Source organism: Tetzosporium hominis (assembly GCF_002265435.1).
GTDB lineage: Bacteria > Bacillota > Bacilli > Bacillales_A > Planococcaceae > Chryseomicrobium > Chryseomicrobium hominis.
In genome coordinates, this window is record NZ_NOKQ01000196.1 from 42,938 (window position 1) to 62,949 (window position 20,012).

General features: G+C 41.2%; 21 protein-coding genes. 7 read left to right on the forward strand and 14 right to left on the reverse strand.

The annotated features are described in order from the left end of the window. Positions 1–7: 7 nt before the first annotated feature. Positions 8–1,078, reverse strand: a complete 1,071-nt coding sequence (locus tag CF394_RS05955; RefSeq protein ID WP_094942318.1) for a branched-chain amino acid aminotransferase — start codon at positions 1,076–1,078, stop codon at positions 8–10. A 106-nt stretch (positions 1,079–1,184) separates the two neighbouring features. Continuing rightward, positions 1,185–1,994: a DUF1206 domain-containing protein gene (locus CF394_RS05960; RefSeq protein ID WP_094942319.1), complete on the reverse strand. Its 810-nt coding sequence runs from the start codon at positions 1,992–1,994 to the stop codon at positions 1,185–1,187. Positions 1,995–2,083: 89 nt separating this feature from the next. Between CF394_RS05960 and CF394_RS05965 the strand changes: the two genes are divergently transcribed. Then, positions 2,084–3,331, forward strand: a complete 1,248-nt coding sequence (locus CF394_RS05965) for a DUF2254 domain-containing protein (RefSeq protein WP_165767469.1) — start codon at positions 2,084–2,086, stop codon at positions 3,329–3,331. A gap of 185 nt (positions 3,332–3,516) precedes the next feature. Here CF394_RS05965 and CF394_RS05970 read toward each other — a convergent pair whose 3' ends face one another. The 5 genes from CF394_RS05970 to CF394_RS05990 all read right to left on the reverse strand — a co-directional run bounded on the left by CF394_RS05970 (position 3,517) and on the right by CF394_RS05990 (position 7,447). Further along, positions 3,517–4,002 (reverse strand): divergent PAP2 family protein, encoded by a 486-nt coding sequence (locus CF394_RS05970; protein WP_243370694.1) that lies wholly within the window; start codon positions 4,000–4,002, stop codon positions 3,517–3,519. 104 nt (positions 4,003–4,106) lie between these two features. Further along, positions 4,107–4,697: a PepSY domain-containing protein gene (locus CF394_RS05975; protein ID WP_094942321.1), complete on the reverse strand. Its 591-nt coding sequence runs from the start codon at positions 4,695–4,697 to the stop codon at positions 4,107–4,109. A gap of 122 nt (positions 4,698–4,819) precedes the next feature. Beyond that, a complete protein-coding gene (locus tag CF394_RS05980; RefSeq protein WP_094942322.1) occupies positions 4,820–5,380 on the reverse strand; it encodes a PepSY domain-containing protein in 561 nt (186 codons plus the stop codon). A gap of 53 nt (positions 5,381–5,433) precedes the next feature. After that, positions 5,434–6,771: a sensor histidine kinase gene (locus CF394_RS05985; protein WP_094942323.1), complete on the reverse strand. Its 1,338-nt coding sequence runs from the start codon at positions 6,769–6,771 to the stop codon at positions 5,434–5,436. After that, positions 6,755–7,447 carry a response regulator transcription factor gene (locus CF394_RS05990; protein ID WP_094942324.1) on the reverse strand — a complete coding sequence of 231 codons (693 nt, stop codon included), beginning with the start codon at positions 7,445–7,447 and terminating at the stop codon, positions 6,755–6,757. Before CF394_RS05990 ends, CF394_RS05985 begins: the two co-directional genes overlap by 17 nt. 158 nt (positions 7,448–7,605) lie before the next feature. Between CF394_RS05990 and CF394_RS05995 the strand changes: the two genes are divergently transcribed. Together CF394_RS05995 and CF394_RS06000 are read left to right on the forward strand one after the other, a co-directional pair. Then, complete coding sequence (locus CF394_RS05995) at positions 7,606–8,250, forward strand: cobalamin B12-binding domain-containing protein (RefSeq protein ID WP_094942325.1); 645 nt, start codon at positions 7,606–7,608, stop codon at positions 8,248–8,250. Then, positions 8,231–8,983, forward strand: a complete 753-nt coding sequence (locus tag CF394_RS06000) for an STAS domain-containing protein (RefSeq protein WP_094942326.1) — start codon at positions 8,231–8,233, stop codon at positions 8,981–8,983. The genes CF394_RS05995 and CF394_RS06000 overlap by 20 nt, the downstream gene beginning before the upstream one ends. A 45-nt stretch (positions 8,984–9,028) precedes the next feature. Here the strand turns inward: CF394_RS06000 and CF394_RS06005 are convergent, their stop codons facing one another. From CF394_RS06005 to CF394_RS06010, 3 genes are all read right to left on the reverse strand, one after another. Beyond that, a complete protein-coding gene (locus tag CF394_RS06005) occupies positions 9,029–10,240 on the reverse strand; it encodes a tetratricopeptide repeat protein (RefSeq protein WP_094942327.1) in 1,212 nt (403 codons plus the stop codon). Between the two features lie 137 nt (positions 10,241–10,377). After that, the gene (locus CF394_RS15740) at positions 10,378–10,530 is read right to left on the reverse strand and encodes a hypothetical protein (protein WP_165767470.1); all 153 of its coding nucleotides are present in this window, start codon (positions 10,528–10,530) and stop codon (positions 10,378–10,380) included. 14 nt (positions 10,531–10,544) lie between these two features. Next, entirely contained in the window at positions 10,545–11,759 is a 1,215-nt protein-coding gene (locus tag CF394_RS06010) for a helix-turn-helix domain-containing protein (RefSeq protein WP_094942328.1), read from the reverse strand. A 464-nt stretch (positions 11,760–12,223) separates the two neighbouring features. Here CF394_RS06010 and CF394_RS06015 point away from each other — a divergent pair, with 464 nt between their 5' ends. Further along, a complete protein-coding gene (locus CF394_RS06015) occupies positions 12,224–13,534 on the forward strand; it encodes a S8 family peptidase (RefSeq protein WP_094942548.1) in 1,311 nt (436 codons plus the stop codon). Positions 13,535–13,740: 206 nt separating this feature from the next. On the opposite strand, the gene CF394_RS06020 is transcribed toward CF394_RS06015, so the two are convergent. Beyond that, the gene (locus CF394_RS06020) at positions 13,741–14,211 is read right to left on the reverse strand and encodes a competence protein ComK (RefSeq protein WP_094942329.1); all 471 of its coding nucleotides are present in this window, start codon (positions 14,209–14,211) and stop codon (positions 13,741–13,743) included. 245 nt (positions 14,212–14,456) lie between these two features. On the opposite strand from CF394_RS06020, the gene CF394_RS06025 reads away from it, so the two are divergent. After that, entirely contained in the window at positions 14,457–14,918 is a 462-nt protein-coding gene (locus tag CF394_RS06025) for an RNA polymerase sigma factor (RefSeq protein WP_094942330.1), read from the forward strand. 438 nt (positions 14,919–15,356) lie between these two features. Here CF394_RS06025 and CF394_RS06030 read toward each other — a convergent pair whose 3' ends face one another. From CF394_RS06030 to pcp, 3 genes are all read right to left on the reverse strand, one after another. Next, positions 15,357–15,668 carry a cyclic nucleotide-binding domain-containing protein gene (locus CF394_RS06030; protein ID WP_165767471.1) on the reverse strand — a complete coding sequence of 104 codons (312 nt, stop codon included), beginning with the start codon at positions 15,666–15,668 and terminating at the stop codon, positions 15,357–15,359. A gap of 83 nt (positions 15,669–15,751) precedes the next feature. Continuing rightward, a complete protein-coding gene (locus tag CF394_RS06035) occupies positions 15,752–17,467 on the reverse strand; it encodes a phospho-sugar mutase (RefSeq protein WP_094942332.1) in 1,716 nt (571 codons plus the stop codon). Further along, complete coding sequence (gene pcp, locus CF394_RS06040) at positions 17,460–18,086, reverse strand: pyroglutamyl-peptidase I (RefSeq protein WP_094942333.1); 627 nt, start codon at positions 18,084–18,086, stop codon at positions 17,460–17,462. The genes CF394_RS06035 and pcp overlap by 8 nt, the downstream gene beginning before the upstream one ends. Before the next feature lie 106 nt (positions 18,087–18,192). On the opposite strand from pcp, the gene CF394_RS06045 reads away from it, so the two are divergent. Together CF394_RS06045 and CF394_RS06050 are read left to right on the forward strand one after the other, a co-directional pair. After that, a complete protein-coding gene (locus CF394_RS06045; protein WP_094942334.1) occupies positions 18,193–19,365 on the forward strand; it encodes a DUF2157 domain-containing protein in 1,173 nt (390 codons plus the stop codon). After that, positions 19,362–19,820 (forward strand): GDYXXLXY domain-containing protein, encoded by a 459-nt coding sequence (locus CF394_RS06050; RefSeq protein WP_094942335.1) that lies wholly within the window; start codon positions 19,362–19,364, stop codon positions 19,818–19,820. The genes CF394_RS06045 and CF394_RS06050 overlap by 4 nt, the downstream gene beginning before the upstream one ends. Positions 19,821–20,012: the final 192 nt, after the last annotated feature.

Consider the following 20,012-nt stretch of genomic DNA (forward strand, 5'->3'; position numbering starts at 1 on the left):
AGCTGGATTATTCAAACTCAATTGTCCAACCGAATGGATCCGGCATTTCTCCAGTTTGTAAACCCGTGATTGTATCGTATAGACGAGCAGATAACTCACCAGTCTGGCCATTGTTGACATAAAACAGTTCATTCTGCCACTTAAATTCTCCAATCGGAGAAATGACAGCTGCAGTCCCTGTCCCCCATGCTTCTTCAAGCTTTCCTGTACGATGTGCTTCGCGAATCTCTTCCATAGAAATACGACGTTCAATGACAGGGACTTCCCAATAACGAAGTATGTCGATGATAGAGCGACGAGTGATGCCATCTAGAATACTTCCATTAAGTGCAGGCGTGTATACTTTCCCATCAATCTTAAAGAACACATTCATACTTCCCACTTCTTCAATATACTTTCTTTCGACACCGTCAAGCCACATAACTTGTGCATAGCCTTCAGAACCTGCTGCTTGCTGCGCTTTTAAGCTTGCTGCATAGTTCCCAGCAGTCTTAGCAGTTCCCGTACCGCCAGCTACTGCGCGTACATATTGACTTTCCACTAAAATTTTCACAGGCGCAATGCCTTCTTTGTAATAAGAACCGACCGGAGACAAAATGATTATAAATTGATATTTCTGTGAAGGTGCTACTCCTAAATAAGCTTCTGTAGCAATCATGAAAGGACGAATGTATAGGCTTGTACCTGGAGCGGTAGGAATCCAGTCTTTCTCCAGTCGCAATAATTCAACTAGCGAATCAAGCATCGCATCTGGATCAATGGTAGGCATGCACATCCGAGCACACGATTCATTCAATCGCTCAAAATTTAATCGAGGGCGGAATAGACGAACTTTACCTGTAGGCGATTTATAAGCTTTCAAACCTTCAAATACAGTTTGACCATAATGTAGCACAATAGCAGAAGGGTCCAACGTTAGAGGTTGATAGGGTTGAATGCGAAAATCGTGCCACCCAGCGCCTTCTGAATAATCAGCCACAAACATGTGGTCTGTAAAAGTACGACCGAAAACGAGCTGTTGATCTGGTACTTTCGCTTTTCTATCTTGGCAGATTGAAGTTTCCACTTGAACAGTCATAAAAAAATTCCACCTTTCTCGATTTGCAGCTTATTGCAATATATTATATGCAATTATACGCCGAATCGAAAAAAATGGAAGCTATTTTTTAAATTTTCTTAAAATATTAAGATTGTCGACCGTAGTTCATGCGTTCGTAACGACCTCGAATGATTTGGTAGGTTCCGTAAAGAATGAATCCCGCAGCTACGATACCTAGAATGACCATTCCGTAAGGTTGGGATGCCAATTCATCTAGCGCTCCCTCCACTCCTTTTGACTCCTCAGGGTTATGGGTCCAAGCTGTACGAATAAAGAAAAAGCCAATCATACCGAGGACAACACCTCGTGCAATCAATCCGACACGACCGGCTTTTTCTGCTGCATCTTTCTCTTTTGCACTCATCTCATGAGTCTTTAATTGTTCCATAAACTTTAAGCGAGTACCGCTCTGCAGCTCATAAATTCCATAAATTAAAATGATAAGTCCTAAAAGCCCAACAAGCCATACTCCGAAGGGTTGTTCCATAAGACGGGCCGAGATTTCTTTTTCAGACTCTCCACCTGAAGAAGATTTCTGACGGAGCGCGAGCAAAATAGCTGCAATGGCTAAATTCCCATAAACAATGGCACTAACAAAATAGCCGATTCGTTTGATCCACCCTTTGGCATCGCTCCCTTCGCCTTGAGGGTCTTTGATGGCTTTAATCAAATTCCAAATGATATAGCCAAATAAACCGATTCCAATAATCCAAAGTAATAGTTTGCCGAAAGGCATTGTGGAGATGCTCTCAACTGCACCTGTAGTTCCTGTCGTCTCGCCACCTGTACCAAATGCGGCTAGTAGAGCCAAAATCCCAATAATCATGTAGACAAGTCCCTTGGTCATATAGCCGACTCGACTGAACCTCCGTACCCATGGTTTTGTGTCTTCCATTGCGCTTCCCCCTAACTAGGTTTTGTCCTTCTATTCCCTGACTTGAATTGTTTAGAAACCTGCTATACTACAAGAAAGGGGGTTGTCCATTGAAAAAATTTTTATTTCGGTTAAATGAAAGCATTTGGTTCACACCAACCATTTTCACTATATTTTCTGCAGTACTCGCTATTGCGACCGTATTACTCGATACGCTTTACATTGGAGAACTCGTCGATACTCTCCCCTATTTCATGTTGACCACAGTCGATCTGGCACAAACCATTCTCGGTACCATTGCTGGAGCTCTATTAACGATGACCACGATTACCTTCTCCACTATCATGGTCGTGTTAACGACTTACTCGAGTCAATTCTCACCTCGAGTATTAAAGAACTTCATTTCAGATAAAGTAACTATGCGCGTTTTAGGAATCTTTATGGGTGGGTTTGTTTATTCCATTTTATCGCTGTTATTTATGAGAGAGGCATCCATTGACCATAATGTTATCTCTGCAGTTGTAGGAGTCGTATTTGCAGTAGTCTGCTTGGCGTTTTTTGCATATTTCATTCACAACGTTGCGACCTCTATTCAAGTTAGTAATCTAGTCGCTGATTTAACTGGTGATGCAGAAGAAGTCTTAGAACGTTATCAGAAGCTTTACACGAACTATTCACATGCACTTTTAGGAGAGCGCCCAACTGCACTTGAACAATCTGTTCAATACATAGCTTCGCCAGCTTATGGCTATATTCAATTTGTTGAATTTGAAAAATTACTCGACTTTACTAAAAAGAATCAGGCTCATGTGGATATTCACTTTCCAATTGGCGGATTTGTCACTCCATCAGACAGACTGGTGAGTCTTTACTCCGATAAAGAGTGTCAGCTTGACATTAAAGATTATTTTGCCATTGGGCCAGAGCCTTCAGCAGATCAAGATATCGCATATAGTATCCAAAAGTTAGTGGAAATTGCATTGCGAGCTATCTCACCTGGAATCAACGATCCGAATACGGCAATTCTTTGTATACGTCATATTGGTGCTTTATTACCTGGCGCACTTAGAATAAGTAGTTCCTATACACAGCTCTCTTGCGATGAAGGTCGTGTGGTGATTCCTGGTCATCCGGCTCGTTACCTTTTGCATCAAACGTTTTCAGGAATTGCTCACTATGGACGTGAAGATGTCAATGTATTAGTGGCAAGTCTAGATGCACTTGAACGAATCCCTGATCAGGTGTTGCGAGAAGAACTAGCTCATTATTTAATGGCCCACTTTAACGAGGCCTGTCTGGAGCCCCTTGATCAAGAGCTTGTGACTTCTACAATTAGTCGCATCCTGATGAAATCATAACAAAAAGTACAATAACAATATAAAAGTGTGTAGGGGTGACTCCAGCGGGATAAAAAGCGGAAGCTGAGACCGAGGCTCAGCCCGCGCCCGCGGAACGCTTCCCCTGCACACAATTAAACACACTAAAGGGAGTCTCTCATTACGAGAAACTCCCTTTGCTGACTTATGTTATAGCCTTTTACTAGTTATTTACCTTCAAGTTTTGCTGAGATAATGCCGAAAACAGTTCCGAGTAATGCTCCAGCCACTACTTCAACAGGTTGATGGCCCAGTAACTCTTTTAATTCTTTTTCACGTTCAATGTATTCATAACTTGGGAACTCTCCGCTAATTTTTGCAAATTGATCTTCTAAATCATTTACTAATTGCGCGATTTCACCTGTATGACGGCGGATTCCTTGTGCATCATACATTACAATGATACCGAATGTTACAGCTAAGGCTGTTTCTGTGTGCCGAAATCCTTTATTGGCTGCCACGTAAGATGCTAAAGCTGTTACTCCTGCTGAGTGAGAACTAGGCATCCCACCTGTAGAGATGGCCTTTTGGACATCCCAATCTCCTGTTACTTTTTTATGAGTTAGGATTTTCAAACCTTGCGCAAGACCAATAGCTCCTATGGCCGTCAAGATTCCTCGGTTCATTTTATAATCCGGTGTAGGTCGTTTCATGAAATAGCCTCCTATGTAAATGAGATTTTCTCTACTATACCCTCAGATTCCTTACGATTAAACGACAAAAGCAAAAAAGGACGCATAAGCGCCCTATTTCTTTGTTACTCGTCGTCATGGTCGTCGTCATCTTGATCAAACTCTAAAACGTCTCCAGTAACTTTATGAATCTCAAAATCATACTCTTTATTCCCGTCACGAATTTCCACCTCAAAGTGATCGTCGTCTTGTTCAAATTTTGTCACTTCTCCAGAAGCCACTTCTTTTCTAGCAATTGCAAGGACTTCTTCTTTCGTTAAAATCGGACCTTCTACAGTAGAAGATGCGGAATCGTCATCTTGATCATCTCGGTCATCGTCGTCATCTAAACGCTCTTTATCAAAGTCATAGACGTCTCCTGTTACAGCATCGATATCAAAATCGTACTCATGTGAAGCATCTCTCATCTCCACATCGAAATGGGCACGGCGGCTATCTGTATATAGATACAATTCGACAATCTCACCATCGACTTTTTCATTGGCAATTTTAGTGGCTTCTTCTTCCGTGATGAATTCTGCATTAGCAGGCTGTTGATTTACTGGAAGGTACTCCATCACATCGTCTCGATCGTCAGCAAGTGCAACTCCTCCGATTACAAGTGCTCCAGCGGCTACGGGAAGTAAGAACCATTTGTTGAATTTAACTGTTTTCATGTGTAACGCCTCCTGTTTTTTAAGTTACTCTTATCATATCCCCCCAAGATGAGAGTTTTCTGTGAGCTACATTAGAATTTCATGAGAAAGCATTGGAATAAAAAAAAGAGCCTCATCGGCTCTTAGTCGTCCCAAACTATAGATAGAATTTCACCGGTAATGGCTTGAATTTGAACCGTCGCTTCTTGACCGTCTTCATCACCTTGTCCGGGCTGCTCCACTTCAATTAAATAAAAGCCACCTTGCTCAGAATCCTCAAAATCAATATCTTCAATAGTTCCTGATACTTCTTTTAGTGCGAGTTCTACTGCTTGCTCTTCCGATAATCGAGACTCAGGTTGTTGTGGTTCTTCTGGTTTTTCAGGCTCTGTAGGAGTAGTAGTTGGTTCTGATATCTCCGTAGTTGTCAGCCTAGTAATCTGTGTGACATTGCCGTAGGTCGCATTCGCTTCAATCTCGTAAATCCCATCTTCTTTTTCAAGCTCGACGAGGAAGGAGTCTTGTTGCTGTTTCATAGAAAGCACTTTTCCTCCGTAGACTCGTTCAAGCTGTGCTTGAATTTCAGCAGGAGTCTGCTTCTCTTCCCCCGTCACTTGGAGTTGAAAATAGAGTAGGCTCCCTATGGCAACGATGGCTGCAACAATCAAAGGAATAAACCAAGGTCTTGAAGTTTTGGCTTCCATGGTCTTCAGCCCTTTCGTGAATTTTCTTCAGTATATAATGGAAACATTAAAATTTACTGAGAACGGTCCTCTAAAAATTGAAGTTTCACAGCGGTTCCCTTCCCTAACTCACTAGAAATAGAAATATCTAAGTGAAGCTGGTTGGCCAACTCTTTGGCTATGGCTAGACCGACACCACTTCCTCCAGTCCCACGTGCACGTGCCTCATCTACTCTATAAAAGCGATCAAACACATGGGGAAGATCTTTTTCTGGAATTCCAACACCCTGGTCTTTCACTTCAATTCGACTCGAATCTATAGACACATATATAGGAGTTTCACTATATTTTTTGGCATTGTCGATGAGCACCGTCAGCAATTGACGAAGTCGAGCGCTATCTGTGGACTTCCAAACTTCTCCTGTAGCCTCCACTACAATCTCCCGAGAATAAAGTCGTTCAAGTTGATGTGCCAAGTCTTGCGTTAGCGTTACTACATTCAAAGATTGACGTTCAATTTCAATTGCCTGCTGACTCCTTGCAAGCTCTAAAAACTGTTCTACCATCCACTTCATTCTCTCGGTTTCGGAAGTGATGGCCTCTATAGCTTCTGCCGTGACCTCTACGTCACTAGTGCCACGTCGCTTTAATAAATTAGCGTAACTTTCAATAATGGTCAGGGGTGTTTTTAGTTCGTGGGCGGCATTTGCCACAAACTGTTCTTGTTTGTTGTAGTTCTCTCCGAGCTTTTCCATCATCGAGTTAAACTCACGAGCTAATACTGCTGTCTCTTCCTTTTTACGACCATCTACCGAAATCACTCGGTAAGACCCTCGCTCTCGATTGCCTTGGATATGCCGAATCAACTGTTCAATTGGAGCTGTCACTTGGCGACCTAGTAAAAAGTTCGAACTAAAGAGCAAAACCGCTCCTAACAATGTTGCGATGACAAATGTACGAAATAATAAAGCGAGTGTTGCATCAAGTGAAGTCGTCAACTGGTGGAGTGTTATGGTCACAATCTCACCGGACCCAAGTAAAGCAGTGGTCGCCACACTTAAAACCGTGCCATCCTTCGTATCGGTTTTAGTAAATGCCTCGTTCAAGTTCACATCTGCTTCATAGCTCCGTAATAAAGGTTCTGTTTCTACGGCATACGAAATCGAGCCTTCTCCCATTACCCGAAGCGCTCCATTTTCAGGTGCATAAGCACGAAGTATCGTAGGGATCTCTGTTTGATTTTGAACTTGGGAAAGCGCAGTAGCTACTTGTTGGACATCCGCGCGTAGCGGATTCGCGGCACTAGAATACGAGTAGTTTTCAAACAAATAGTACGACAGCCCGTTGACTGCAAGTAATGTCAGGATGGCAAGGAGTGTGGAATACAGATGAATCTTAGCTTTCAGTTTCATGAGAGCTCTCCTTCAACATATATCCGACTCCTCGTACCGTTTGAATATAACGAAACTCAGACGTTTCAATCTTCTTTCTGACGTATCGGATATAGACGTCTACCACATTCGTATCTCCGTAGTAGTCATAGCCCCAGACCGCATCCAAAATCTGCTCGCGGGTAAGGACTTGCTCCGGATTTTTCACGAAGAATGCGAGCAACTCAAATTCTCGAGGAGTCAACTGCACGGATTGATCATGGACCTTTACCTCATGACGCACTTCGTCAAGGAGAATGGTGCCGACACGAACTCCTTGCTGTTTCTCAAGGCTTGCTCGCCGTAATGCAGAACGAATTCGTGCAAATACTTCTTCCATCTCAAATGGCTTGGTAATGTAATCATTTGCTCCAAGATCCAGACCTTCTACTTTATCCTTCACAGCACTTTTAGCTGTCAGCATCAGGACTGGTGTCAAATCATCAGTTGCCCGGATTCGTTTCAGCACTTCGAAACCGGACATCTCTGGCAAATTCACATCCAGTAACACGAGATCTACTTGCCCATCTCGGAATGCGAGCAATCCATCTATTCCCGTATGTGCGAGCTGCGTCCGGTAGCCTTCGTATTCAAGCTCCAACTGAAGCAATCGAGCGATTTTCAACTCATCTTCTACTATTAGTATTGTTTCACTCATAGACGTTTCCCACTCCGCTCGTTTTTTATCTATCGTATCAGAAAACTTGAAATACCAGGTAGCAGCATCCCCTAAACCTTCGACATTCGAATTATACAGTGGTACACTTTAGGATACAGAAATCGAATCCATTTGGTACGAGAAAGGAGTTCGGTCAATTGAACAAAATAGATCAACTCGCCTCTTTGCTACTTGAAGGAGACGAAGAACAAGCTATGCAACTCATTCAAGAAGCAATCGCTAAAACCTCAACTCACCAGATGATGAACGATTTGTTGACACCTGCGATGCAACGAATCGGCCAGCTTTGGGAAAACAATGAAATAACCGTTGCAGATGAACATTTAGCAACAGCTATCTGCGACTTCATTTTATCTAAACTCGACATTCAGATTCGACCTGAAAAACGACAAGAAAAAACGGTTCTGTTAATGGGAGTTCAAGATGAAGAACACTACATTGGATTGAAAATGGTTAGCAGTGTATTTAAACAACATGGATGGCGCGTTCGTTACTTAGGCCCTAACATGCCGGAAACGCATGCATTAAAAGCCATTGAACGGTGGAATCCCGATGTCATCGCTATTTCAGCGGCTTTAGTTCATAGAATCATGGCCATCCAAAGCTTAGTGCTTAAATTAAAAGAAGAGTACCCTGCTCTTCCGGTAGTTATCGGTGGAAGAATTACAGAATTGCTTGATTTACATACGCTCCTGCCATCAAACGTGTATATCATGCCATCATTGCCAGCGCTTGAGGAATGGATTACACAAGGAGGACCGAATGGGAAAAAGATTTCGTGATTTTTCTTTACCAGCTGTCGTCATCAATGAGGAATTGGAAATGGTCGACGCTTCCGAGACATTTTTAGATAAGTATGGCTGGGCACGAACTTTCCTTTCCATCGTAGACAGTGGGAGTCAATCCAAGGCAGCCAAGTTTCTCCCTACTCTTTTGGCAGGCTCTCCACTTGAAGTTAGCCTAATAAACAAAAAGGGAGACCTCGATTTTGTAGACTTGTTCATCACATGGAGTAGAGGGGAAGGAACGGTTACTGTGGTTCCCAAATCTTCTCAATACTCCTTAGTAAGTTCTAAATTGGGTTTACTCCAAGCAGAACTATCTATTCGAAATAATGAGCTCCTGGAAGAAAAAGATCGCGTCCAGTCACTCCTATTAGAGATGCAAAATCTTTCTGCTCCTGCCATTGTGGTTAAAGACGGTGTATCCCTTGTTCCCATTTTCGGAGCCATTGACTCTGGTCAGATGACACAAATATTTAACCGATTGTTGACTCATTTCTTAGAAGAGAAAACTGAAATTGCGATTATCGACTTTACCGCATCTGCTGACTTTGACTTAATGCACTGGCAAGGTGTCGATGAATTTGTTAAAGCAGCTTCCATAATGGGAGTGGAAATCATCGTTTCAGGACTTCATCCTTCTCAGGTAAAAGCACTGAACTCTCTTCAAATCCGAGCAGGATCAATGCGGTTCTATGCAAAATTAGCCACTGCACTCCAAGCCATTCAATAAAGCCTCCCCTGATAAGTCAAATCTGACATCAGAGGAGGCTTTTTTCTATTGATATTTTTCGTCTGTGATAAAAGAGAAGGCTTTTTCAAAGTCGCCCTTTTCTTTATAATAGCGGACGAGCATGTCGGAGAAGATGATTTCAAAATTATGTTCATTAGGAACAGAGCGTGTATAAGGAATTACGACTGTTTCTAAAAAATGATATGCGTCTTCTATATCTCCATTTAAGAACTGCAGATAATATTCAGCAAACAATTTATAATTTTCAAAAGACTTTCTCTCACTTATCTCATACAGTCTTGAAAACGTACGAATTGCATCTTCTGTTTTCCCCATCTCAATCTCTGTAAGACCTAGGTTGAACAGAACACTACCGAAATTCACATCCTCTACCCCGTAATGACTCACAGCCATATTGAAGTATGCAATTGAGAGAGAATAGTTTTTCATTTTAAAGTAGAGATCCCCCATATTATGATAAATGTGAGGAATAAGTTCTTTTTGATTTAGAAGCTCCGCATTACGAAGCAGGTGTTCATAGTACTCAATGGCGTCTTCATAAATTTTTGCATAGGCACAGTTTATTGCTAATGACATTTGAGCATGAAGGATACGGCGGTAATTATATTGCTGGCTCAAGTAATCTAACGCTTTTTTTCCATAATAGATGGCACGACTCGGTTCCTCTAGATATGATTTAATAAGACTCAAGTGATAATAAACTTCTCCTTCAAATCCAAATAGAGAAGATGTACTTCTTATTACATGATCCATACGTCTATTAGCTGCTTCATAATCTCCACTATTCATTTCATTGATGCCCTGCAGATATTCGTATAATAATTCTTCAAGAGGACTAAAATACTTTCTTTCTTTTTTTAGAGCACGCAATAAAGTATTTATTTTAGAGTGATTTTTTTTAACTTGAAAGAACCTTATTTTTAATAATGAAGCCAACCGACTATATTCTGTATAAGGTAGAAAATCATCATAGGTTGCTACTTCAAAGTAAACAAATTCTGCTTTATCATAATCTGTATAAATTAAATGTTTCTTAAATAACTGAAGAAGGTTCTTAATGTGTGCCAGTTTCTGCTCAATCATAAAGTTGGAAATTCCAATACGTTTTAATAATGCCTCCAACTCTTTATCAGTAAAGTCCCTATCATCAATTAATTTTTCGTAGGGAGAGCTAGATGGATCATAAAACAAGTTTTGGGTCTCCAGTTGATCTATTATAAATTGTTTATAATTCATCCAATAACCTTCTTTATCTTATTATTATTTTTAATAATAGTAGAAAAAAGTCTTGGACACAAAGCAATATTTTCCATATGAGAATTTAATTGGACTAAAAAAAGCGAAGGAACTAATATCCCTTCGCTTTAAATACATCAACCAATTGGTGGTAAGATTGGAATTGTTGGAGCTGGACCTGCTTTAAATGGTGAGATAAAATCTGGTCCTGCTAAAATTGAAACATCAGTAGACATTGCAATTGCTAAAGCAATAGTTAAAATCATTGTTACAGCTATACGTTTTTTCATACAAACATCCCCTATCAGTTTAATAGTTCTAATGCTTTGTCATATTGTCCATTTTCCTTATAATAGTCTGCAAGAACTTTCGTGAAATGTTTATGAGACTCTTTCATTTCACTATGACGTTTAGTATAAGGAAGAATTTTGCTTTCAAGATAATCCATCGCTGCTTTTTCATCTTTTAACTGCAAGGAATAGAATTTGGAGAAAAGTTGATAATGTACAATTTTAGACTCATTTGCTGCATTATATAATTCTTCGAAGCTCTGTTCACTTGTCTCTTCATCACCAGACCATTTTTCTGAAATGGCTCTATTATATAGGCATAACATATAAAACTCTGATTTGGAATCAACTATCTCCATAGCCTTATTAAAATACTGTTTAGCATCATTGTATGATCCCATTGTATGATATAGGTCGCCTAAATTATGATAAATTTGAGGAAGATTTTCTTTAATTTTTAAGATTCTCGTATTACGCAGTAAATGCTTATATATTTCAATAGCCTCATTAAACATTTTAGCTCTTGAATAATTTACAGCTAATAACATTTGAACATTAAAGATTCTGTAAAAGTTAAAATCTTCTTTAAATTGGTGTAAAGCATTCTTACCATAATATATTGCTGGACTATATTGATTTAAATTTGACTTCAATATTGAGTAGTTATAACTGATTTCACCTAAATTTTCAGAAGAGAGTAAAGCATTATCTAATAAGTCTGCAATCTCTGTATCTGCTTCTTCCATTTTCCCCCTTAACATTAAAACTAATGCACTAATGTATTTATGTAAATAGACCTCTAGTTGGGAAAAATTAGTTTTATGTGCATTCAACCATTTTAATTGATTTTCTACTTTTTCTATATTATTTATCATTAAGTAATATCGGGTTTTATATAGTTCATACAAATATAGGTACTCGGTGAAAGGAATCAATTCTTCTTTCCCCTTCAATATTGAATAAGAATAATTGGCTTCATCTTTCTCCAGATAATACATTTGATCTGCGAACTGAATTATTAGTTCTTTAATCTCTTCTTCCAACTTCTCCACATCTTGCAAGTCAATGCTTAGGCGCTCTAAGAGTAGGCGAATTGTTTCTTCATTGGCCTCTTTGCTGTTGTTCTCGATTTTGCTCAAATGAGGAACGGAACAGATTCCATCTGCAAGGGTTTGTTGTGTCAATCCTTGCTTCGTTCGGTGGAACTTAATTAGTGATCCTATCTTCAACTTGCTTCTACCTCCTCTCGGCTCCTTTCTATTTTAGAACAAATTTTCGGAATTAACAAAACAAATAATGGAATGTATAGACAGGGAATAAGTAGAAAATGTTGGGAAAAGAGAACGTGTATTCCCTTTTATTTTTTCCCAATAAACAAAATATTCTGTCCATGGTATAGTCAATTCAGCAACACCCCAGCGAAAACCTTTGCAAAGGGAAATGGGAAACATTGTGTAAGCAGTTGGATTTGATGAGTGTTTTATGTTCTGCGCAAAACATAATTCTTATCAATACATAGTCCAGCTTACCGCAACCGACTTGAGGATCGGATGGCACTCAGAAAAGCCGATTGGACTTTACTTAAATGATGGTTGGACATCACTTAAATGGTTACAAGTCTAATCCTAAATTTTCGAAAGTCTCATAAACCTCAAACAATCAGACAATGGTGGAGGAGAAGAAATCGATGAAAATGAACAAAGCAAAAGCATTGGTAATGAGTGGATTGTTAGCAATTTCTATGGTAGGAACTGTCGGTGGAGCTTCGGCTGCAGAACTAAACGCAAATGCAAACGTTGGAGATAAGGTTCGTGTTCTTATTGAAGCATCTTCTACTCAAGGAGTTTCTACAATGAGCCAGTCGAAGTCTCAATTAAATGCTGCTAAAGCACAATACGGTAAACGTTGGGAGTTCTCAAACGGCAATGCATTTACTACAGAAATGACTGAGAAACAATTTGCGGCTCTTCAGAAAAATAAGAACTTAAAAGTTTCTCTAGTTGATGAAGTGACTGTAGCAGCGGATGTACGTGCAGCTAAGAAACCTGGAACAGTTCAACCTACTGCTGAATATCCTACTCAACAAGTGCCATGGGGTATCAAAGCGATTTACAACAACAGCAGCTTGACATCCACTTCTGGTGGAGCAGGAATTAACGTCGCTGTTCTGGACACAGGCGTAAACGTCAATCACTTAGACCTTGTAAACACAGTAGAGCAATGTAAAGATTTCACTACTTCTGCTGGATTAACAAATGGTCAGTGTAACGATGCGAACGGTCACGGAACGCACGTTGCAGGTTCTGCACTTGCGGATGGTGGTAGCGACGGTGCTGGTGTCTACGGAGTAGCTCCTGATTCAGATCTATGGGCTTACAAAGTATTAGGCGATGACGGCTCAGGTTACTCAGATGATATCGCAGCAGCAATTCGCCATGCAGCAGACCAAGCTTCTGCTACTGGAACAAAAACTGTTATCAATATGTCTTTAGGTTCTTCAGCAAACAACAGCTTGATCTCTAGCGCAGTTGATTATGCATACGGCAAAGGTGTTTTAGTTGTTGCAGCAGCTGGAAACTCTGGTTACCGTGTTGGTACGATCGGTTACCCTGGTGCTCTTAAAAATGCCATTGCAGTTGCAGCTTTAGAAAACCGTCTTGAAAATGGCACATTACGTGTAGCAGACTTCTCTTCCCGTGGATATACGGCAACTGATGGGGACTATGTGATTGGTGTAGGTGACGTAGAAATCTCGGCTCCAGGCGCAGCAATCTACTCTACTTGGAACAACGGTGGATACAACACAATCAGTGGTACATCTATGGCTTCTCCTCACGTGGCTGGTTTAGCAGCAAAAGTATGGGCTCAAAATCCATCTTGGACTGCAGCTCAATTGCGTACAAACTTACAAAACCGTGCAAAAGCGAACGACATCTTAGGTGGTCGCGGTGCAGCAGTTGGCGATGACTATGCATCTGGTTTCGGATTTGCTCGTGTACAATAAGAAATAAAAAGACTGGGCCAAAACCCAGAAAAGGGAGTTTCTCGTCATGAGAAACTCCTTTTTGTATGTTGTATTGTGTGCAGGGGAAGCGTTCCGCGGGCGCGGGCTGAGCCAAGGTCTCAGCTTCCGCTTTTAATCCCGCTGGAGTCACCCCTACACACTTTTCATACTGTTGTCTTTAACTTAATTTGTGTAACTATACCAATCTATTTTTGCTTCATTTGGTAGCCGATCACACTATACATTCGACTGCATTGTTTTTCTAATAGGGAAACAGAAACGGACACTTCCAACTTCTGACCATCGCCAAATACAATGAGAGTTCTAGTTTCCGAAATCTCTACAAAAGACATAGGTTGATTAAAGATCCACACACAATCTAGATGCGAGGGAGAACATGTAGGAAAAGCGGCAACATCCGGCGAAGCAATCATTACGGGAACCTTTTTATTGAATCGAAAGTTACTTAAAATTCGAGTTGCCTCTTCTCTTCCCTTGTAAGACGCTCCGTGCAACACACAGAACAATTGCATGACTTCACTTGGTTTCAACTCCGAATAAATGGGTCCATCAGAAGTAAGTATTATAGATCTAAAAGGTTTTATGTACCATCCTGCAACTGCATATATGGACCGTTTGTCCAAACTCCAAAGCACTAAATGTTTATCTAATTCCATTCACATGGCTCCTCTATAATCAACTAGTATCAGTATAACGTTCCATTTTTAGCCAGTAAATAGTTTTATCTGAATTTTCCTCATTTTATGAAAGTTTCATTTTGTAAAAGCTTAGTTTTGTGTACCAAACGTATTTGTTCCTCTCTTCTTACGATGTCTTTCCAACTTAGCCATATTGTGAATGCTCCCCTAAACTAAAGCTACCTAGGAATTTCCGTTTGCGCAAACGATTGAGGAACTATAAGATGCAGTTCGAATTAATAGCTGAAGCCTACCAACCGATGATTTCGAGTATACTGCGAAAGACATCCATTTACAGAGATCACGAACTTTTTCGACAAGCCGCATTAATTGCTCTATGGAAAGCATGGGGAAACTACGAGGAGTCAAAAGGCTCGTTCGCGGGTTATGCTTACCGGTCCATGTACGGTGCAGTTTTAGATGAATTGAAAAAATCGTCTAAGGATGTGCCTATGCAAGACGATTTCTTTGCAAATGCGAGTATTGACGTCCAAACACACAAGTTTCAAGAGCTAATTATAGAACTACCTCCCCTACTTCAGGAGATTTTACTATTGAGTTATTATGAGGGCTACACTGCTGAAGAGATTTCTGAAAGGATTGGATTGTCGGTCCCTGGAGTTAAGAAGCGCAAGAAATCTGCCCTAATAAAGCTTCGGGAATTCTACAAGAGTGATTCAGAATAAGAAAAGTTGGAAGTGTTCGGAAAAGACACGCTTATCTGTGGGAGCGGCCATCAGAATCCTCGCGGCATACCAAAGCTTGCGCTTTGGCCTCCGACTGCGGGTTCTTCAAACCACTCTGATACCACGGAACGCGTGTCTTTTCTTTCACACTTCCCAATGTAAGAGCTTAGGTGATTAGATGCGATTGTGCTTGAACCTGAGATGCCTTTTTCCTAGGGTATCAAGAGGTTCTCGAAGACCCCGCAGGAGTAAAGCGTAGCTTTGGGCACGACGAGGAGGCTTCGAGGTTCTCCCCCAGGAAAAGGGCTTCTCAGGTGAGACTACCTCTACAAAATAAGAGTGTTTTTTTTAAGTAGATTTATCCATCTTCTAAATCAGCACGCCTTCTAAACAAAAAACGACCTGCTCGTAGAATATCGAGCAGGTCAATTGGGGGTCTTATTTGAATTGAAGCACCATAATACCTCGGCGCAATAACACATAACCTTCTTTTTCAAGTTGCTTTAAGATTTGTGAAGCGAAATATAGAGTGAGTCCTGCACGCTCAGCAATCTCACTTTTGGAAGCCTCCACCACACGTTCTTGGTTCATTAAGTCAAACACTGCTTGAATCACCGCATGAACTCGATTAGGTGCATGGCTTGCAAAAATCATTGATTCTTCTTTTAACGTTTCCAGAAAACGTTTCTTTAATCCAGTTACGTAGAGTTGATCCATCGGTCTTGTTGTTAAGATTGAGTTTGCATTCACGATAAGTTCCTCCTCGGTCATTTCGTTACCCTAATTATAACAACCGAGTTTTTAAATAGATAGGTCTCTGGGGTTGGGAAAGTTTAAAGATGGAGTTTGGATTTCATCCAACTTTCTACCCAACGCGACACGTATTCGACATGCTCTACCGCTTGCTTTTTAGTGTCTTTACAAACTCCAATATAGTATTTGATCTTTGGTTCCGTCCCACTTGGGCGTAAACATACCCAAGTACCATCTGCTAACACGAATTTGATAACATCCGCTTGAGGTAGCTCAATCTTTTCAGAACCTACTTGGGACTTTCGGACTTGGGAAAGATAATCTTCTATGACGTCCACTGGAATCCCGGCTATCGTTTCAGGCACATTTTTCCTCACATCTGTAAGAGCACTCTTAATTTGCTTGGCACCACTAGCACCTTTTACAGTGACTGAAATCAACTTCTCTTTAAATGCTCCATACTTTGAGTAAAGTGCATCTAGTGCATCTAACAAAGTCATCCCTTGTTCTTTATAAGAAGCAGCCATCTCCACGAGCAAGACGACTAGTTGCACAGCATCTTTATCCCTAGCAAACGGTTTTGCAAGATATCCATAGCTCTCTTCATACCCAAATAAAAACGCATAATCAGGATCCGACTCATTTTCACGAATTTTTTCTCCAATGAACTTAAATCCTGTTAAGACATCTTCCATTGCTACTCCAAAGGACTTCGCAATCACTCGTCCTAATTCAGATGTCACAATGGTTTTATAAGTAACGCCACCTGAAGGAAGCGTCCCACGCTGAAGATGTTGGGAAAGAATAAAATGAAGGGCGAGTGCCCCTGTCTCATTTCCATTTAATAGTTTGTAGTCGTCTCCGTCCCAAACAGCTAATCCTACACGGTCTCCATCTGGATCCACCGCGACTAATAAATCGGCTTTTTTAGTGAATCCAAGTTCCATCGCCTTCTCAAAAGCACTGTGGTCTTCTGGGTTGGCAGATGCGACTGTTGGAAATTCCGGATCCGGTTCCATCTGTGATTCCACAAAATAGCGATTGGTAATTCCCAAGTCTTCGAATAATGAACGGACTGTACCTCCTGAAGCGCCATGAAGTGGGGTAAAAATAACTCTTAAATCTGTAGATTGAAAGAGCTCTTTATCAAACACTACCGATTTCACTTGTTGCTTGTAATCTTGATCAAGTTTCTCTCCGATGAACTGGATTCGTCCTGAGTTTAAAAAAGTTTGGAGAGAGGCAGGCTCTAAAGTCTCAGGCCCATCTAGTTGATTAATTGTACCAACGACTTGTTCAGCATCTTCCAAATTCAGTTGTGCCCCATCCTCTCCATAAACTTTTAACCCATTATATTCTGGGGGATTGTGACTGGCTGTGATCATCATCCCCATGAAAGTGTTCAGAGCTCGAACAGAATAAGACAGTTGTGGCGTTGTACGGGGTTCTTCGTATAAATAGACCTGAATACCTGCGTCGGCAACTACAGAGGCTACCTCACGAGAGAATTCTTTAGACATCCGTCGGTTGTCAAAGGCAATCACGAAACCACGTTCCTTAGCCGATTCCCCTTGCTTTTCTATGTACTGAGCTATTCCTTTTGCCGCTCTACGCACAGTCAATAAATTCAATCTATTGGTACCAGGGCCAAGTACTCCGCGCATCCCCCCGGTACCAAATTCTAAATTCTGATAGAACGCATCTTCTCGTTCTTCAACTGACATCGCTAGCAATTGCTGCTTCATGTCATCGTCTACAAATGGAGAGGTACTCCAAGATGTATACGGATCAGTCATGTTTCATTCCTCCAAAGTTCACTGTAGTTTCCAAACAAATGCGGATAGCCGCTACTAAATCTTGATGAGACCAACTTGGGATTCGCCCATGTTCGATTGCGAGTTCATGAGATGCAGGAATGTGGATAAAACCAGACGGCATTGTTCCCCCATGCTCTTCTGCATATTTGCGTCCGACATACATGATGTTGTTGCACAAATAAGTACCTGCTGTGTTAGAAATCGATGCAGGGTAACCTGCCTCATTCATAGCATCCACCATAGCTCGGATGGGAAGCGTAGAAAAATAGCCTTCTCGTCCGTTCGGATCTATGGCTTCATCCTGGGGCTTGTTGCCTTCGTTATCTGCATCTCCATCTTTTACGTTGATAGCAATGCGCTCTGGAGTTACTTTCGAACGACCGCCCGCAAGTCCTAAAGAGATATGAATATCTGGTTTCACTGTGTCCAGTAGTTTAACTAACTCTACTTCCGACTTGTTAAAATCAACAGGTAAAATATGTCCTTCGATTACGTAATTATTTAGTGTTTCCCCATGCAACTCTTTGACGATCTGCATCGTCGGATTAAGTGAAAATGATAAAAAAGGCTCAAAGCCCGTAAGTAAGATTTTTTTCATCGTATTCCTCCCTAAAGGTTCCCTTTTAGTATACAGGAAAGTGATAAAAAAATCAGATAGCTACAGGGAAATTCTAGCAGTATACTAAGCTTAGGAGGTGGGACAAATGAACGATTGGCAACACAAGGTTCGTGAGTGGCAACAAGCGGGATTAGTTGACCAGGCAACAGTTGACGCAATCACCACTTATGAACAGAAACAACCGCAAAAACGTAAAATTCCGCTGCTTTTGACCATTGGACTTATCTTTTTAACTCTTGCTGTGTTTAGTTTCATCGCTGCCAACTGGGGCGCCATTCCTGATGTATTGAAGACCGTTACTTTCCTTGCATTCATGTGGGTGGCTTATGGCATTGCTGTCTTCTCTGAAAAGAGAAAGATGGGACAGCCAGTCCTCTTTTATGTAGCGGGATATGCCTTTTTCATTGCTGCAGTGCTCGTCACGTTACAAACTTTTCATTTACCAGTAGCCAATTCCGTTTTACCGTGGCTCGCTTATTTAGCAGCTTTGGCACATGTTTATCTGATTAAGCATCCTGTTTTTTCAATTGCAAGCTTTATTGCAGGCACATTACTTTTACTCTCTTTCTTACCTGACGTAGGTTGGATTGAGTGGGGTGCCTTTGTCTTGATTACTCTCGCTCACTTCTATTATTCTCAAAGATCCGAAGCAAACGCCTTTAGTTTTATCCACCTATTTGGAGCTGGGTTGATTCTTTGGGTTCTGGTGGAGTATGAGAGTGCGTTGTGGCCGATTTGGACAGTGTTCGCTCTAACTGGTTTATTGTTCTTGAGTGAACAGAAGAAAGTTGTTGTTCAACCCCTACTGCAATTAGTGGCAGCAATCACCGGTATCGGTTATTTGATTGCAAGAGGTGAAACCAATTTAGACTTGGTCGACTTAACTTATTTAGAATCCGGATTCTTACTTGCAGTTGGAATTGCCCTAGCAGTAATACTATGGAAGTGGCATCGTCCAGTTGCATGGATCAGTATTTTAGGACTCATCGGTTTCTTACTCTACGATGAAACAGCAATAGGACTAGCTATCTTGGCAGAAATCGTTGCATTTGGGTACTTGATTTTGGCTCAACGAGAAGGTCGCTCACTACGCGGAGGCTTCTTGTTCTTCATTCTCATTCAGTTTGTCATCTACTTTATCTACGCATGGCAACGACTCGATATGGCTTTGTTCTTCTTGCTAGGTGCCATTCTGTTATTTGTCCTTGCGGGAATCGGTTGGTGGCTGAATCGTAAGAAAGAAGGTGCTGCAACATGAAGAAGTGGCTTCTACCTATCCTTCAAACGGTAGCTGTTGTCGGGATTTTGTTAAGTTACTTTGCAACAAGTTGGTTTGGTGATGAGTTTGTGTTGCGAGCAGAACCATTCGATCCATGGGATCCGTTCTACGGAGAGTATGTGCTGCTTCAATATCCAGACATCAATCAAGCTGCTAAAGACTCTAAAATCAAAGATGGGGAGACCGTCTACTTCTCTTTGACTCAAGGGGAAGACGGCTATGCAGCAGTTGACCGAATGGAAACTTCCGATTTTCTAGGTGCTTTACACGGTCAGTATTGGGGTGGTCAAGTCAGTGTCTCTAATTTGGAGCAATTTTATGTGGAACAAGGACAAGGTTTAGCTTTAGAGGAAGCAGTAGATTTAAAAGCGACGATTTATGTGAGTCCATGGGGAACCATACGTCCTATGAATCTCGAAAAACGTGATGAATGAAAAGAAAATGAGTCATAACTGATTTATTTGCACAAATTTAATTTCACCAACATTCATGAAAAGTGTGCAGGGGTGACTCCAGCGGGATTAAAAGCGGAAGCTGAGACCTTGGCTCAGCCCGCGCCCGCGGAACGCTTCCCCTGCACACAATAGAACATACTAAAGGGAGTCTCTCATAATTACGAGAAACTC